Here is a 14,381-nt window from a genome sequence, read left to right on the forward strand (position 1 = left end):
AATAGTTAATAGCGCGGGTAAACACCGGCATTCACATGCAAATTTGGCCTTGGGAGCGTCGCACTTCGTCTGATATAGTTTTTTGCATGCAAAATTCAATCGGAGGAACCCCATGCTCAAGCTAGACTTTCATCCCGCTGGACGTCACTTTCTGCAGATTCCGGGTCCGAGCCCGGTGCCCGACCGCATTCTCCGGGCGATGAGCTATCCGACCATCGACCATCGCGGCCCAGAGTTCGGTGAGCTCGGTCTGAAGGTGCTCGACGGCATCAAGAAGATCTTCAAGACGCAGCAGCCCGTGGTGATCTATCCGGCCTCAGGCACGGGCGCATGGGAAGCGGCGCTGTCGAACACGCTGAGTCCCGGCGATCACGTGCTGATGTTCGAGACCGGCCACTTCGCTACGCTGTGGAAAAAGATGGCGGACAAGCTTGGGCTGAAGCCCGAGTTCCTCGGCTTGCCGGGCATCGAAGGCTGGCGGCGCGGGGTTCAGCCGCAGATGATCGAGGAGCGTCTGCGCGCCGACACGCAACGCACGATCAAGGCGGTGTGCGTCGTGCATAACGAAACTTCCACCGGCGTCACGTCCGACATCGCCGCCGTGCGTCGCGCGATCGATGCGGCGGGCCATCCGGCGCTGCTGCTCGTCGACACGATCTCGGGCCTCGCATGCGCCGACTATCGCCACGACGAGTGGGGCGTCGATGTCACCGTGTCGGGCTCGCAAAAGGGCTTGATGCTGCCGCCGGGCATCAGCTTCAACGCGATCTCGCCGAAAGCGCTGGCTGCCAGCAAGCACGCGAAACTGCCGCGCAGTTTCTGGGACTGGAGCGAAATCCTCGAGATGAACGAGACGGGCTACTGGCCGTACACGCCGAACACGAATCTGCTCTACGGCCTGCACGAAGCGCTGGAGATGATTCTCGGCGAAGGGCTCGACAACGTGTTCGCGCGTCACGAGCGTCTCGCCGAAGCGACCCGCCGCGCGGTGCGCGCGTGGGGCCTGGAGATCCAGTGCGCGGACCCGGCCGTGTATAGCCCGGTGCTGACCGGCGTGATGACGCCCGACGGCGTCGACGCCGACGCAGTGCGCAAGCTCATCTACGAACGCTTCGACATGTCGCTCGGCACGGGTCTCGGCAAGATGAAAGGCCGCATGTTTCGCATCGGCCACCTCGGCGATTGCAACGACCTGATGCTGCTCGCCACGCTGGCCGGCTGCGAGATGGGTCTACGGCTCGCGGGCGTGGCCCTCAAGGAAAGCGGTCTGCCTGCCGCTATGGAATGGTTGAGCCAGCCGGTCGCGTCCGCGGGTTTGAAAGCGGCGGCCTGAATTGCGCCGGGCGCCACTGCCCGGCACCGGCAATAGACGCCGGTCCATCAGCCTTAAAAGAGAACAAGCGAGAAAGGCAGCAAGGGAGGGCAGGGAGCCCTCCCTTCGAGAACTCGGCCAGCCGCGCATAGAACGCGGCCCGAACAACATGCAATGCGTCCGCGGCAGCGCGAGCGGCTGACGGTCAACGACGTGGCGCGCCACTCAGGCGCGCCGTCGACACATGCCATGGAGAGAGACGATGAAGCGGTTTCGTGTGACCAGTGCGACCAGTATCGTTCTAGTGATGCTATGCATCATGTACTTCATCACTTACCTTGACCGCGTGAACGTCAGCACGGCAGCGGCGGGTTTCGGCAAGGAATTCCAGCTTTCGCATACGCAGGTCGGCCTCGTGTTCTCGGCCTTCGCCTATCCGTATCTGCTGTTTCAGGTGATCGGCGGCTGGGTGAGCGACCGCTTCGGCGCGAAACGCACGCTGCTGTTCTGTGGCGCGATCTGGGGCGTCGCCACCTTGCTGACCGGTTTCGCCGGCGGCCTGGCTTCGTTGCTGGCCGCGCGCGTGCTGCTCGGTTTCGGCGAGGGCGCCACGTTTCCCGCCGCGACCTCGGCGATGTCGCGCTGGGTCGCGAAGGAAAAGCGCGGCTTTGCGCAGGGCATCACGCACGCGGCGTCGCGCGTCGGCAATGCGGTGGCGCCCGCGCTGATCGTGCTGGTGATGGCGACCTGGGGCTGGCGCGAATCGTTCTACATCTGCGGCGCGCTCAGCCTGCTGTGGGTCGTCGTGTGGAAAGTCACCTTCACCGAACATCCGAAGGATCATCCGCGCATCACGTCCGAAGAACTCGCGGTGCTACCCGCGCCGAAGCCGAAAGCGGCCGGCGTGCCGTGGAGCAAGCTGTTTCGTCGCATGGCGCCGGTCACGATCGTGTACTTCTGCTACGGCTGGACGCTGTGGCTGTTCCTGAGCTGGATTCCGCTCTACTTCCTGCACAACCACCATCTGCAATTGCAGAAGTCGGCGATCTTCGCCTCCGTGGTGTTCTTCGCCGGTGTGCTCGGCGATACGCTCGGCGGCCTCGTGACCGACTGGATCTTCAAGCGCACGGGCAGTCTGAAGCGCGCGCGTAGCTGGATGGTGTCGGTCTGCATGCTGTTCTGCCTGCTCTCGCTGATTCCGTTGATGTTCACGCACAACCTGGCGCTGTCGATCGCGTGTCTCGCGTCGGGCTTCTTCTTCGCCGAAATGACGATCGGTCCGATGTGGTCAATTCCGATGGACATCGCGCCGGAATTCGCGGGCACCGCGAGCGGCATGATGAACACGGGCTCTGCACTGGCCGCGATCATCTCGCCGGTGGTCGGCGGGTTTCTGATCGACTACTTCGGCAACTGGAATTTGCCGTTCGTCGGCAGCATGCTGTTGATGGGCCTTGGCGTCGTGCTCGCGTTCCGCATGCAGCCGGAAAGCAGATTCGCTCTCGACCAGGCGGACAACTCGCATGTCCCGACCCGCATCGGCGCGTAAGCGCAAAGCACCGTCCCCACCCAGTTCGCAATGAAAGACATGACCACCTCACTCAGCCGGCGTCTTGCCGAGGCACGCCGCGACCGGCTCACGCTCGACACGTTGCCGCCGGAGCAGATACCCGCCGACGCCGATGCGGCGTACGCGATCCAGCACGACATGCTGGGCATCCATGGCGCACGGATCGGCGGCTGGAAAATCGGCGCGAAGTCCGCGAGCGGTCCGATCCAGGGCGCGCCGCTGCCCGCCGCCGATCTGCATGTCGACGGCGCGCGTTTGGCGCGTGCAGGCTTTGCGCCGCTCGGGCTCGAACTGGAAGTCGCGTTTCGCTTCGGCCGCCGCTTCGAGCCGTCCCCGACGCCTTATCGCGAAGACGAAGTGATGGCGGGCATCGGTTCGATCGGCGCGACTATCGAAATCGTGGCGAGCCGCTATGCCGCGTGGCCCGACGTCGACAAGCTCGCGCAACTCGCGGATTTGCAGAATCACGGCGCGTTGATCGTCGGCGAGTTCACGCCGTATCGCGAGGACTTTCCGTTCGTCGCGCCGTCGCTGCGTTTCAGTTTCGACGGACAAGACGTGGTCGGCACGACGCCCGCGAATCCGGCCGGCGATCCCCGGCGCTTGCTGACGTGGCTCGTCAATCACGCGAGTTCGCGCGGCGTTGCGGTGACGCCGGAGATGGTCGTGACCGCCGGTTCGTACACCGGCATGTTTTTCCCGCGTCACGCGGGCACGGCGAGCGGGCGCATCGAAGGGCTCGCGCCGGTCAGCGTGACGTTGTATTAGGCGGCTTAGCCCGTTTTACCAGTCTCCTGCATTTCCACGAGCCGACGATATGACGAACCCCACCTCCGCTTTACTCGTCAAGCCGATTCATCTGGTTCCCTCCACCGCGCGGCTGACGAGTCCGCTCGCGCAGCTGCTGCGCAAGTCGCTGCGTGGCGACGTGCTGTTCGATGCGGCGAGTCGCGGCCGTTACGCGACCGATGCGTCGATCTATCAGATCACGCCGGTCGGCGTGGTGGTGCCGCGCGATCAGGACGATCTGCGCGTCGCGCTGGAGATCGCCCGCAGCGAGAAAGTGCCTCTGCTCGCGCGCGGCGCGGGCACGAGCCAATGCGGCCAGACGGTCGGCGCAGCGCTGGTGATCGACACGAGCAAGTGGCTGAACAACATCGTCGCGTTCGATGCGCAAGCGCGCACCGTCACCGTCGAGCCCGGCGTCGTGCTCGATCATCTGAACGCGTGGCTCAAGCCGCACGGGCTGTGGTTTCCGGTGGACGTGTCGACGGCCGCGCAATGCACGATCGGCGGAATGGCCGGCAACAACTCGTGCGGCTCGCGCTCGATCGAATACGGCAACATGGTGCACAACGTCGAGGCGATCGACGCGATTCTCGCCGACGGCAGCGAAGCGCGTTTCGCGTCGCTGCGCGAGACGCCGCAAGGCGCGCGTTTGCAGCAGATTGTCGACGGCGTGACGCGCATCGCCCAGCGCGAGCGCGACGAAATCGTCGCGCGCGTGCCGAAAGTGTTGCGGCGCGTGGCGGGATATAACATCGACCTGTTCGATTGCCAGAATCCGCGCGCCTATACCGATGACGGCTTCGCGAATCTCGCGCATCTGCTGGTCGGCTCGGAAGGCACGCTCGCCTTCAGTCGGCAATTGACGCTGAAGCTCGCACCGTTGCCCGCGCATAAAACGCTGGGCGTGGTCAATTTCCCGACGTTCCGGCAATCGATGGAGTTGACGCAGCACATCGTCAAGCTGAAGCCGGTCGCGGTGGAACTGGTCGATCGCACGATGATCGATCTGGCAATGAGCAATCCTGCGTTTCGTCCGGTGATCAGCAAGGCGCTCGTCGATGAGCCGCAAGCGATCCTGCTCGTGGAGTTCGCGGGCGAGGACCGTGACGCGCAACTCGCATCGCTCAGTCAGCTCTCTGAGCTGATGGACGATCTGGGCCTGCCTGGTTCGGTCGTCGAAATGCCGGACGCGAACGAACAGAAAGCGTTGTGGGAAGTCCGCAAGGCCGGGCTCAACATCATGATGAGCATGAAGGGTGACGGCAAGCCGGTCTCCTTCATCGAAGACTGCGCAGTGCCGCTCGAACATCTGGCCGACTATACGAGCCGTCTGACCGAGGTGTTTCATCGGCACGGCACGGAAGGCACCTGGTATGCGCACGCGAGCGTCGGCACGCTGCACGTGCGGCCGATTCTCGACATGCGGCGCGACGGCGCGGTGAAGATGCGCGCGATCGCCGACGAAGCGGCCGCACTCGTGCGCGAATACAAGGGCGCGTATTCGGGCGAACATGGCGACGGTTTGTGCCGTGGCGAATGGGTCGCGTGGCAGTACGGGCCGCGGCTGAATCAGGCGTTCAGCGAGATCAAGGCGCTGTTCGATCCCGACAACCGCTTCAATCCCGACAAGATCGTGCGTCCGCCGAAGATGGACGACGCGCGCCATTTCCGCTTCGCGCCGGGCTACAAGGAACAGCGCATCGACACGGCGCTCGACTGGTCGGCATGGAACGTCGAACGCGATCCGCTTACCGGCGCGGAGACCTTGCCCGGCACCGGCAACGATCTGTCCGGCGGTCTCGCGAAGGCCGTCGAGATGTGCAACAACAACGGCCACTGCCGCAAGTTCGACGCGGGCACGATGTGTCCGAGCTATCGCGTGACGAAGGACGAGCAGCACGTCACGCGCGGACGCGCGAATACGTTGCGCCTCGCGATCTCGGGTCAACTCGGCGAAGCGGGTCTCGCGAGCGACGACGTCAAGGACACGCTCGATCTGTGCGTGTCGTGCAAGGGCTGCAAACGCGATTGCCCGACCGGCGTCGACATGGCGAAGTTCAAGATCGAGGCGCGCGCAGCGCGCGTCAAGCGGCATGGGCTGCGTCTGCGTGACAGGCTGGTTGCCTTCATGCCGCGCTATGCGGCCACCGCGAGCCGCATGCCGGGTCTGATGGCGCTGGCCGATAACGTGCCGGTGTTGTCGGCGTGGTTCAAGCGTTCCGTGGGCTTTGCGCCTGAACGCAGTTTGCCCCGCTTCAGGAAGTCGTTTCTGTCGAATGCCGTGCCGGGCAAAGCGGTTCGAAGCGGCGCCCTGAAAGAGGTGCTGCTGTTTGTCGACACGTTCAACAACAACATGGAGCCGGACAACGCGCGCGCCGCGCAGCAAGTGCTGGAGGCCGCCGGTTATACCGTGCATTTCAATACGCGCCGGGGCGAGCGGCCGGTGTGCTGCGGCCGCACGTTCCTCGCGGCGGGTCTCGTCGATGAAGCGAAGCGGGAAGCGCGGCGCATGCTCGATCTGTTCAGGCCGTTCGTGGAGCGGGGCGTGCCGATCGTCGGGTTGGAACCTTCGTGCCTGCTTTCGTTGCGCGACGAGTTTCTGCACTACGGTTTCGGCGTGGAAGCGCAGCGGCTGTCGCAACAGGCGTTTCTATTCGAAGAGTTTCTCGTGCGCGAGGAAAAGGCGGGCCGCTTGCAGCTTGCGTTGAAGCCGTTGGCCGCGCAACAGGCGCTGGTGCATGGCCATTGCCATCAGAAGGCCTTCGATGCGTTCACGCCCGTGCAGACCGTGCTCAAGTGGATTCCGCAGCTGAAGGTATCGACGGTGGAGTCGTCGTGCTGCGGCATGGCAGGCAGCTTCGGCTACGAAGCCGAGCACTACGCGACGTCGCAGGCAATGGCGGAATTGTCGCTGCTGCCGGCGGTGCGCAGGATCGACGGCAATACGGTGATGGTCGCGGACGGCACGAGTTGCCGGCATCAAATTCACGATGGCGCGGGCGTCGATGCAATCCACGTGGCGCGAGTGCTGGCGATGGCGTTGCAGTAACGCCGGCCCTTGGTTCAAACGCCGACGGCCTGCCGGAACACAGTAGGCGCCACGCCGACGCTTTCGCGAAAGCGGTGGCTGAAATGGCTGGCGTTCGCATAGCCGCACTGTTCGGCGACCTGTGCGAGCGGCAGCGTCGTCGTTCGCAGCAGTGCGCGGGCGCGTTCGAGCCGCTGCTGCGCGATCCATGCAGCAGGTGGCAGTCCGAACGATGCGCGGAACATGCGCGCGAGATGAAACTCCGACAATGCCGCGACGCCGGCAAGTTCGCCGAGCGTGAGCGTCTGCGCGAGATGGTCTTCGATGTAGTCGCGCAGCCGCCGCCGCGTCGCCACCGACAACCCGCCTTTGAACGACGCGTCGCTGCGACGCACGCCTTGCGAACGCAGCAGCAGACTCAGCACTTCGTGCGCGGTCTCGTTGGTGCGCAGCAGCCCGTCGGGGTTCTGCCAGTCTTCGTTGACGAGCGATTGGCACAGGCTGGCGATACCAGCGTCTTCGAAATAAGTGCGATCGGCCAGCGTCAGTTCGCGCGGCTCGCGGTCGAGTTCCTGAACGGCGCGCTGAGTGAAGTGCTCGGGCTGGAAGTACAGATGCATGAAGTGCATGTGCCCGCGCACCCACCAGCGCGATTCGTGTTCGCCGGGCAGCGCGCACAAGCGCGACGGCGCGCCATAGCGGCCGGGCATTTTCTGCCGCTCGGTGCGATAGCCGCCATCCAGATAGCACGACAGCGTGTGATGGCCGGGCCGTTCGTAAACGGTTTCGCTTTCCTCCGTGTCGCGCGTCCAGACGGCGATAGCGAGCCGGTCGCCGAGCCACGCGAAGCGGTCCAGATGCGCGTGCGCACTGCTCAGCGTGTGACAGACCGACTGAAGGCCGAACGGCGTGTCGATGGCGGATATCACGGGGACGGGCGGAGTGGCGTTCACGGCAAACGAGCGGACGGCATTCAATGGCGGGATGAGCGAGTATACGGCGAGCCCCGTGCAGCCGCTCATCGACGCCCAAAAATGCGCAATCGTGGACAAGTGCGGGCGGCCGCGCGGCAGCATAGTCGAGCTTCCTTTCAGACTTCGCTGTTGCAGGCTCGACTATGAATCTTCTGCTTTACGCCGTCACGGTTCTGATCTGGGGCACCACGTGGCTCGCGATCAAGTGGCAACTCGGTTCGGTGCCGCCGCCGGTATCGATTGCGTGGCGTTTCTGGATCGCGGCGCTGTTGCTGTTCGCGCTGCTGCGCATCATGCGCCGGCCGATCTGGCCGCCGCGCGCCGCGTGGCGCTTTCTGTTCGCGCAGGGCTTTACACTCTTCTGCCTGAATTTTCTGTGCTTTTACTACGCCGAGCAGGTCGTGCCGAGCGGCCTGGTGGCGGTGGTGTTTTCCATCGCGCCGCTGCTGAACTCGATCAACGGACGCCTCTTCATGGGCCGGCCGCTGCAGCCCACGGCGATTGCCGGCGCATTGCTGGGACTCCTCGGCATTCTGTGCCTGTTCGTCCAGCAGATGGCCGGACACCTCGGCGATCGCGCCGAGTTGATCGGACTTGGGATCGCATTTCTCGGCACCTTGTGTTTCTCGACCGGTAGCCTGTTGTCGAGCCGGATGCAGTCGATGGGCTTGCACCCATTCGCCACCAATAGCTGGGCGATGCTGATCGGCGCCAGCATCCTGACACTGGGGAGTCGGCTAGCGGGCTTTTCGTTCGCCGTCGAGCCGTCCGTGCGTTACCTCGGCGCGCTGGCGTATCTCGCGGTGTTCGGCTCGGTGATCGGATTTACCGCGTACCTGATGCTGGTCGGGCGCATGGGCCCCGAGCGGGCCGCGTACTGCACGGTGCTGTTTCCGATCGTGGCGCTGGCGGCATCGACGGTGTTCGAGGGGTATCGGTGGTCCGCGCTGGCGGTGGTCGGGCTGTTGCTGGTGGTCGCCGGCAATCTGGTGGCCTTTGATCTCACGCGGCGGATTTTTGCGCGACGCACGGAGGCGGGATCATGATGCGGCGTGTCGCCTCCAACGTTCGTCTGGCGCGATGGCGAACCGCCCTGGACGGCCGCGCCGGCCGCCGTGCGATGAGTTTCAGGTGAGTATTTTCGGGAGGCAAAAAGGCGCCTCAAAAGCTTGCTGGTGAGCCTTTTCGGGAGGCCATTGTCTGTCTGGCAAAGCGCCGCGCTGCCTACGAATTAATCACATGGGTAGACGAACCCCTCCAACCGCCGTATAATCGCCGCTCCCTAACCGTGAAATCGCAGCTAAATAGCTTACGTTAGAAGGGGTTGAATGCAAACTAGCGGTACATTGCATCCATCCCATCACCGGTGAAAAAACCGGTCTTCCAAAGGGGCTCACGCTCCTTCGGACAAGCGGCTTAGCGCCGCCGTCCACCTCATCGATGGATCTGGCGCCAGTGTTGTTACTGGCTAGCCACCGAGGTCACTAAGCGGTTGACCGCCCAACACCCTCGCGCCGGGCAACCAACCCACGCCCGGCACCACTCGGTTCAATTCGCGGCACCTGCCGCGTCCCGAACTTCCCATTCGCAGCGTCGTTACGGCGCCTGTGCGGCGCGGCTATTTGCGCGCGTCGCCCGAACAAGGAGGCGCATCGTCATGATTCATCGTCCTGCCAGACTGATAGGCAGTCTTGTCGCCATCGGCATCGTCGTCGCGTTGCTGTGCCGTGCGATCGACCCCGGCGCACTGCATCAGTACGCGCCCGATCTCGTCTACTACACGAAACGGCACCTGCTGCTGGTCGGCTACTCGATGGCCCTCGCATTGCTCGTCGGCATACCTGCTGGCGTCTTGCTGAGCCGTCCGTCGTTCGCGCGTCACGCTGAACGCTTCATGCAGATCTTCAACATCGGCAACACGATTCCGTCGTTGGCGGTGCTGGCCATCGCCCTCGGCATCTTCGGGATCGGCGATATTCCGGCGCTCGTCGCGCTGTTCCTCGCTTCCTTGCTGCCGATCACGCGCAATGCGTACGAAGGCATGAAGAACGTTTCGCCCGCGCTGCGCGAGGCGGCGCGCGGCATCGGCATGACCGGTTGGCAGTCGCTCGTGCGCGTCGAATTGCCGAACGCGATGCCGATCATCATCGGCGGTGTGCGCACGGCGCTGGCGATCAACGTGGGCAGCGCGCCGCTCGCGTATCTGATCGGCGCGGACAGTCTCGGCACGCTGATTTTCCCCGGTATTTATCTGAACAATCAGCAGCAGCTTTTGCTCGGCGCCGCGGCGACCGCGATTCTCGCGCTGGTGCTGGACGGCATCGTGTCGGCCGGCAGCCGTTATCTGCTCGCACGACGTGGGGTGGCGGCATGATCAATCTGTTCAAACGCAGCGGCTGGCGATCCAGCCGCTGGATCGCAGCCGGCGCATTGCTCGTCGCGAGCCTTCAGGCGAGCGCGGCGACGCTCGTGATCGGTGGAAAAAATTTCACCGAGCAGTACGTGCTTACCGAGATCACCTCGCAATACCTGCAATCGAAGGGCTACACGATCGATGCGCGCACCGGGCTCGGCAGCACGTTGTTGCGCAGCGCGCAGGAGAACGGTCAGGTCGACGTGGTATGGGAATACACCGGCACGGCGGCCATCGTCTACAACAAGATCACCGAGAAGCTCGATCCGAAGACGATGTACGAGCGCGTCAAAGAACTCGACGCGAAACGCGGCCTGATCTGGCTCGATGCTTCGCCGCTGAACAACACCTATGCGCTCGGCCTGCCGCAGGAGCTCGCGCAGCAAACCGGCATCCGCACGATTTCGCAACTAGCCGCGAAGCTCGCGGCAGAGCCGAAAAAGAAGCACGTGTTCGCGATGGACGCGGAGTTCGCCAATCGTCCGGATGGGCTGAAGCCGCTCGAAGCGGCCTACGGCATGGCGTTCAGCCGCGCGGAAACGCGCCAGATGGACCCGGGCCTCGTCTACACCGCGCTGCATAACAACCAGGTGCCGATCGGCCTGATCTACACGACGGACGGCCGCGTGAAGGGCTTCAACATCATGCCGCTCGAAGACGATCGCCACTACTTCCCCGCGTACAACGCGACACCCGTGGTGCGCAAAGCGATCCTCGACCAGAACCCGCAACTCGCGACGCAGTTGAACGCGCTGTCCAACGCGCTGAACAACGACGTCATGCTCGAGATGAACAAGCAGGTCGACATCGACGGTAAGCCGGTGCGTGAAGTCGCGGCGGAATTCCTGCGCACGCACAAGCTGCCCTGAGCGGAGACCCTTTATGACTGTATTCGACTATCTATCGGCCAATTGGCCTGAACTGCTGCAACTGACCGCGCAACACGTGTGGCTGGTGGGGATCGCGGTGGGCTGCGCGATCGTCGTCGGGGTTCCGTTGGGGATCCTGATCAATCGGCACGAGTGGCTCGCCGCACCGTTACTGAGCATTGCCACCGTGGTGCTGACCTTGCCGTCGATCGCGCTGTTCGGTTTGATGATTCCGGTGTTTTCGCGCTTCGGCCAGGGTATCGGCGCCGTGCCGGCGATCACCGCCGTGTTCCTCTATTCGCTGCTGCCGATCATGCGCAACACCTACCTCGCGCTGCGCAACGTCGACGCGGGCATCAAGGAAGCCGGCATCGGTATCGGCATGACCGTGTGGCAACGGTTGCGCCTCGTCGATCTGCCCCTCGCGGTGCCCGTGATTCTCGGCGGCGTGAGGACGGCCGTGGTGATGAACATCGGCGTGATGACGATCGCCGCGGTGATCGGCGCGGGCGGCCTCGGCACGCTGATCATCCGCGCGATCGGCCAGAGCAACATGATGAAACTGTTGGTGGGCGCGGTGCTCGTGAGCTTGCTCGCGATCGTCGCCGACCTGCTACTGCAAGCGCTGCAACGCCTGCTGACACCGAAGGGAGTGCAAAAGACATGATCGAACTCGACAAACTGACAAAGACGTTTACGCAGAAGGACGGCCAGCAGGTCAAGGCTGTCGACTCGGTGAGCCTGACGGTCGGCGAAGGGGAAATCTGCGTGTTTCTCGGCCCGTCGGGGTGCGGCAAGACCACGACGCTGAAGATGATCAACCGTCTGATCGCGCCGACTTCGGGCCGCGTGCTGATCAACGGTGAAGACACTTCCGGTCTGAACGAAGTCGAATTGCGCCGCCACATCGGCTATGTGATCCAGCAGATCGGCCTGTTCCCGAACATGACGATCGAGGAGAACATCACGGTCGTGCCGCGTCTGCTCGGCTGGGACAAGAAGCGCTGCCGCGAGCGGGCCGTGGAGCTGATGTCGATGGTCGCGCTCGATCCGAAGCTATATCTGAAGCGCTATCCGCGTGAATTGTCGGGTGGGCAACAGCAGCGCATCGGCGTGATCCGCGCGCTGGCCGCCGATCCGCCGGTGCTGCTGATGGACGAGCCGTTCGGCGCGGTCGACCCGATCAATCGCGAGTCGATTCAGAACGAGTTCTTCCAGATGCAGCGTCAATTGAAAAAGACGGTGATCATGGTGAGCCACGACATCGACGAGGCGATCAAGCTCGGCGATCGTGTCGCGGTGTTCCGCCGGGGGCAGTTGGTGCAGTACGATCATCCGGATACGCTGCTCGCGCATCCGCGTGATGAGTTCGTCGGCGCGTTCGTTGGGCAGGACAGCACGCTGAAGCGCCTGTTGCTGGTGAAGGCCGGCGATGCCGCCACGCAGCCGGAAACGGCTCGCGCCGATATGCCGGTGGCGCGAGCGTTCCAGATGATGGATGACAGCGACAATCGCTATCTGACCATTGTCGACGACAACCGGCAGGCGCTCGGCTACGTGACGCGCCGCGCGGCGCGCGCGGGGCAAGGCGTGTGCGGCGATCATCTCACCCCGTTCAAGGCGACGGTCAGCGCCGATGAGCATTTGCGCATCGTGCTGTCGAAGATGTATCAGTTCAATTCGTCGTGGATGCCGGTGCTGGACGGTGACGGCCGCTATGTCGGTGAAGTCACGCAAGACTCGATCGCGGATTATCTGAGCTCCGGACGGTCGCGTCGCCAGACGGGACAACCGGCGATCGTGTCGCCTGCCGTCGTCGCTGCCGAAGCGGCGGCTGCCGCGCTTTAGTAACGCACTCGCGCGGTAAAGCAGTAACGCAGTAGCACTATCCGCCGGCCAGCCAGACCTGGTACGGCATCACGCGCCGCACGCTTGCGAATCGAGCGACCGGCGCGCCGTTCGGCGGCGGCATTGGCAACAGCGCGAATGCGACGAAGAACAGTTTCCTACCGGTGCAAACGGTGACGACGGGCACCGAGGCGAGCATCCGCGGCCTCGCCGCCACCGACACAGAACTGTACGTGGCCGATACCTACGGCAACCGGATCGTGGTGTACGACGCGGCGTCGATGCAGCCCTTGCGCTCGTGGAGCGTGCCTTCGCCGGGACGCATCGCAGTGGACACCGATTCGACGCTCTGGGTGCTGAGCGGCATTTCATCCGGAACCCTAACTATCTTGCACTACGCGGCCGATGGTGCCGCGCTCGCCAGTGCGTTGACGTTGCCGGCCGGCACGGTGCCAGCCGACATCGCGGTGACGCCATCTGGACAGATTCTCGTTGCCGACAATGGGCCGTTGCAGCAGGTTCTCGTGTTCAACAAGGACGCCAACGGTCAGCCGCAAGCCGGCGCGGCGATCGGCACGCGCAACGGCCTGTTTCATGACGTGAAGGGCGTGCCGGGCAACGTGCGTTTGAACGGCATCGCGGGTATCGGCGTCGATCCGGCTGGCAATCTCTATGTCGCGCAGAACGGCGAGGGGCCGCGCGCGATCGGCTCGGCGTCGGTAGGACAAGGCGCGGTGCTCGAAAGCTATGTGTTCAGTTCGCGTGCGCTCAACTGGCGGCTCTACGGACTGACGTTCGTCGACAGCGCCGCTTTCGATCCGGCCACGCCGAACTCCGTCTATACGGGCTCGAAGCGCTTCACGTTCGACTACAACCAGCCCACCGGTCGCGAATGGTCGTATGCGGCTTTCACGCTGGACCGTTTCGATTATCCCGGCGACCCTGCATTCCACCAGCCGCGCGGCGTGCGTGGCGAGCCGATGGTGCGCCGGATCAACGGCAAGCCGTTTCTCTACACGCTCGATCCTGGCGCGCATTATCTGAACGTCTATCGCTTCGATACGGCGCATGGCGAAATGGCGATTCCCTCCGGCCTGCTCGCGCAAAATCCGCAGCCGGGTTCGTGGCCTGCCGGACAACCGACTTACGGCGAATGGCTGTGGCGCGACAGCAATGGCAACGGCGCAGTCGACGCCAGCGAAATCAGCAGTAATCCATCGACCGGCAGCACGGTCGGCAATGGCTTCTGGTGGCTCGATTCGGCGGGGAACGTCTGGCTCGCCACGCCGTTGAGCGGCATCCGCGAGATGCCGTTGCAAGGCTTCGACGCCGTCGGCAACACGAGCGGCTGGGTGGACGTCTATCTCGGCATCAGCGCGGCGCAGCGCGAGAACGGCGAGTACGTGGACCTGCTGGAAGACGATGCCCGCGCGAAAATCCTGATGTATCGATGGACGCCTTGACGTGGATCACGCTCGGCCCGATCACGAATAGACGGCGGCGCGCGATCGGTATATAACAACACGAAAGGATGGCTTGTTCACCGGCGCATCTTCATCGACGTATCAACAGGAGCGA

Annotated in this window: 10 protein-coding genes and 1 pseudogene; 10 read left to right on the plus strand and 1 reads right to left on the minus strand. The window is 63.8% G+C overall.

Translation table 11 applies throughout. From position 1 onward, the window contains the following. The first annotated feature begins 112 nt into the window (after positions 1-112). The 4 genes from B0G69_RS19000 (at position 113) to B0G69_RS19015 (ending at position 6,720) form a co-directional block, all read left to right on the plus strand. The gene (locus B0G69_RS19000) at positions 113-1,333 is read left to right on the plus strand and encodes an aminotransferase class V-fold PLP-dependent enzyme (RefSeq protein WP_121320031.1); all 1,221 of its coding nucleotides are present in this window, start codon (positions 113-115) and stop codon (positions 1,331-1,333) included. Between the two features lie 241 nt (positions 1,334-1,574). After that, the gene (locus tag B0G69_RS19005; RefSeq protein ID WP_121320033.1) at positions 1,575-2,861 is read left to right on the plus strand and encodes an MFS transporter; all 1,287 of its coding nucleotides are present in this window, start codon (positions 1,575-1,577) and stop codon (positions 2,859-2,861) included. Between the two features lie 39 nt (positions 2,862-2,900). Beyond that, positions 2,901-3,650, plus strand: coding sequence for a 2-keto-4-pentenoate hydratase (locus tag B0G69_RS19010; protein WP_121320035.1), 750 nt, complete (start codon positions 2,901-2,903; stop codon positions 3,648-3,650). Positions 3,651-3,699: 49 nt separating this feature from the next. Continuing rightward, a complete protein-coding gene (locus tag B0G69_RS19015) occupies positions 3,700-6,720 on the plus strand; it encodes an FAD-binding and (Fe-S)-binding domain-containing protein (RefSeq protein ID WP_121320037.1) in 3,021 nt (1,006 codons plus the stop codon). 14 nt (positions 6,721-6,734) lie between these two features. Here the strand turns inward: B0G69_RS19015 and B0G69_RS19020 are convergent, their stop codons facing one another. After that, positions 6,735-7,775, minus strand: a complete 1,041-nt coding sequence (locus tag B0G69_RS19020; RefSeq protein WP_241991395.1) for an AraC family transcriptional regulator — start codon at positions 7,773-7,775, stop codon at positions 6,735-6,737. Between the two features lie 41 nt (positions 7,776-7,816). On the opposite strand from B0G69_RS19020, the gene B0G69_RS19025 reads away from it, so the two are divergent. The 6 genes and pseudogenes from B0G69_RS19025 to B0G69_RS19050 all read left to right on the plus strand — a co-directional run. After that, on the plus strand, positions 7,817-8,719 hold the full coding sequence (locus tag B0G69_RS19025) for an EamA family transporter (RefSeq protein WP_121320039.1): 903 nt from the start codon (positions 7,817-7,819) through the stop codon (positions 8,717-8,719). Positions 8,720-9,330: 611 nt separating this feature from the next. Next, positions 9,331-10,047, plus strand: coding sequence for an ABC transporter permease (locus B0G69_RS19030; protein WP_121320041.1), 717 nt, complete (start codon positions 9,331-9,333; stop codon positions 10,045-10,047). After that, on the plus strand, positions 10,044-10,955 hold the full coding sequence (locus B0G69_RS19035; RefSeq protein WP_121320043.1) for a glycine betaine ABC transporter substrate-binding protein: 912 nt from the start codon (positions 10,044-10,046) through the stop codon (positions 10,953-10,955). The genes B0G69_RS19030 and B0G69_RS19035 overlap by 4 nt, the downstream gene beginning before the upstream one ends. 13 nt (positions 10,956-10,968) lie before the next feature. Beyond that, positions 10,969-11,622: an ABC transporter permease gene (locus B0G69_RS19040; protein ID WP_121320045.1), complete on the plus strand. Its 654-nt coding sequence runs from the start codon at positions 10,969-10,971 to the stop codon at positions 11,620-11,622. After that, complete coding sequence (locus B0G69_RS19045) at positions 11,619-12,803, plus strand: ABC transporter ATP-binding protein (protein WP_121320047.1); 1,185 nt, start codon at positions 11,619-11,621, stop codon at positions 12,801-12,803. The genes B0G69_RS19040 and B0G69_RS19045 overlap by 4 nt, the downstream gene beginning before the upstream one ends. A gap of 38 nt (positions 12,804-12,841) precedes the next feature. After that, a pseudogene (locus tag B0G69_RS19050) lies at positions 12,842-14,266 on the plus strand (hypothetical protein); the annotation flags it as partial. Positions 14,267-14,381 lie beyond the last annotated feature (115 nt).

Source organism: Paraburkholderia sp. RAU2J (assembly GCF_003634845.1).
Lineage (GTDB): Bacteria > Pseudomonadota > Gammaproteobacteria > Burkholderiales > Burkholderiaceae > Paraburkholderia > Paraburkholderia fynbosensis.

What these genes read in the sequence shown, in the direction of transcription:
- B0G69_RS19000 (WP_121320031.1), top strand. Translation starts at nt 113, where the DNA reads ATGCTCAAGCTAGACTTTCATCCCGCTGGACGTCACTTTCTGCAGATT.
- B0G69_RS19005 (WP_121320033.1), top strand. Translation starts at nt 1,575, where the DNA reads ATGAAGCGGTTTCGTGTGACCAGTGCGACCAGTATCGTTCTAGTGATG.
- B0G69_RS19010 (WP_121320035.1), top strand. Translation starts at nt 2,901, where the DNA reads ATGACCACCTCACTCAGCCGGCGTCTTGCCGAGGCACGCCGCGACCGG.
- B0G69_RS19015 (WP_121320037.1), top strand. Translation starts at nt 3,700, where the DNA reads ATGACGAACCCCACCTCCGCTTTACTCGTCAAGCCGATTCATCTGGTT.
- B0G69_RS19020 (WP_241991395.1), bottom strand. Translation starts at nt 7,775, where the DNA reads ATGCTGCCGCGCGGCCGCCCGCACTTGTCCACGATTGCGCATTTTTGG.
- B0G69_RS19025 (WP_121320039.1), top strand. Translation starts at nt 7,817, where the DNA reads ATGAATCTTCTGCTTTACGCCGTCACGGTTCTGATCTGGGGCACCACG.
- B0G69_RS19030 (WP_121320041.1), top strand. Translation starts at nt 9,331, where the DNA reads ATGATTCATCGTCCTGCCAGACTGATAGGCAGTCTTGTCGCCATCGGC.
- B0G69_RS19035 (WP_121320043.1), top strand. Translation starts at nt 10,044, where the DNA reads ATGATCAATCTGTTCAAACGCAGCGGCTGGCGATCCAGCCGCTGGATC.
- B0G69_RS19040 (WP_121320045.1), top strand. Translation starts at nt 10,969, where the DNA reads ATGACTGTATTCGACTATCTATCGGCCAATTGGCCTGAACTGCTGCAA.
- B0G69_RS19045 (WP_121320047.1), top strand. Translation starts at nt 11,619, where the DNA reads ATGATCGAACTCGACAAACTGACAAAGACGTTTACGCAGAAGGACGGC.